Annotated in this window: 2 protein-coding genes; both read right to left on the bottom strand. The window is 44.0% G+C overall.

All coding sequences use genetic code 11. From position 1 onward, the window contains the following. The coding region (locus R7070_RS25815; protein ID WP_318141465.1) for a LacI family DNA-binding transcriptional regulator at positions 1–692 on the bottom strand (692 nt) is incomplete at its 3' end. A gap of 105 nt (positions 693–797) precedes the next feature. After that, positions 798–1,199 (bottom strand): ChbG/HpnK family deacetylase (locus tag R7070_RS25810; RefSeq protein ID WP_318141464.1); only part of this gene is annotated, 402 nt, incomplete at its 5' end.

Below are 1,199 nucleotides of genomic sequence, written 5' to 3'. Positions count from 1 at the left end.
ATGGAAGCCATCGCATCATAACCACTTTGTCTGCCGTAATTCCCTTCTTCACACCAACTTTCATCAATGTCGATGCCAGCTGTTTTCATTGCATCAACATAGCCAAGCTTTCTGAGCAAACTATTGTGACGTAGGGATGGTCCGGTAATACAGGCAATGTTTTTATGACCACCAGCGATTAAGTGCTCAACAGCGATACGACTTGCATGGTGGTGATTAAACGTAATGCAGCGCTCTTCAATCCCTTCAACATAACGATCGAGAAGCACAAAAGGCGTAGGAAGTTTTGCTAACTCACGTAGATCATCATCGGATAAATAGCGACTATGCAGAACATAGCCATCGCAACGAAGATCGTTGAAACGCTGAATCGCTTCTTTCTCTCCTTCAGCAGAATGATGGCCTTGCGCAGTGATGAGAAACTTCTTATGAATGTCTAATTCCGTTTGCACTTGCTCCATCATTTCACCGAAAAATCCACCGGTGTAATAAGTCACCAACAAACCGACCATATTACTTGACGATGTTGCAAGAGAACGGGCGATCGCACTTGGACGGTAATTCAATTGCGCCATGGCTTGTTCTACTTTTTTTCTAGTTTCTTCACGAAACTTTCCTTCCCCATTAATGATGCGAGAAACGGTAGAACGATTTACACCGGCGAGTTCGGCTACATCTTTAATCCTTGCCATAATGCTAATGAATCCAACTGCTAATAAATAATGAATGTTTTTATTCGAAAAATGGCTGCCAGCAATTCGTAAGGTGACTATAGGGGTCGAATCTGGCAGCCTTAATCATACACCTACAACTTGGCTGGTAGAAACGAGTGCGGAGTAATCCGTGACGGCTATACCATGCTGCGCCAATTGCTCTTTTAGAATGGGAGATGTGAGCACTTGTAGCTCTAACTCTCTTTGCAGAGCATAGCCACTTTTCATAATAAGGGGCTGGTCGGCATAAGCAGGATGACACATCACCTCTACCACATCGTAATTCTCTTTTAAGCTCAGAAGGTGTTGCATTAATCCGTCCAAACTTACCTTTTGATCGTAAAACTCATCGGTAAAGAAATAGCTTGTCGTCATTGGTTGGTGACAGATACCACTCCCGCGAAGTGGCACGCGGTGCTCTTTCGCGAGTTTCTGAACAATAGGAAGAATCTGGGGATGCGTATGAGCATGATGATGACTATCAAG

The sequence above is a fragment of the Vibrio sp. 1557 genome, assembly GCF_033340175.1.
GTDB lineage: Bacteria > Pseudomonadota > Gammaproteobacteria > Enterobacterales > Vibrionaceae > Vibrio > Vibrio alginolyticus.
The sequence above is the reverse complement of the archived record's forward strand: the minus strand, read 5'-3'. Positions and strand labels throughout refer to the sequence as shown.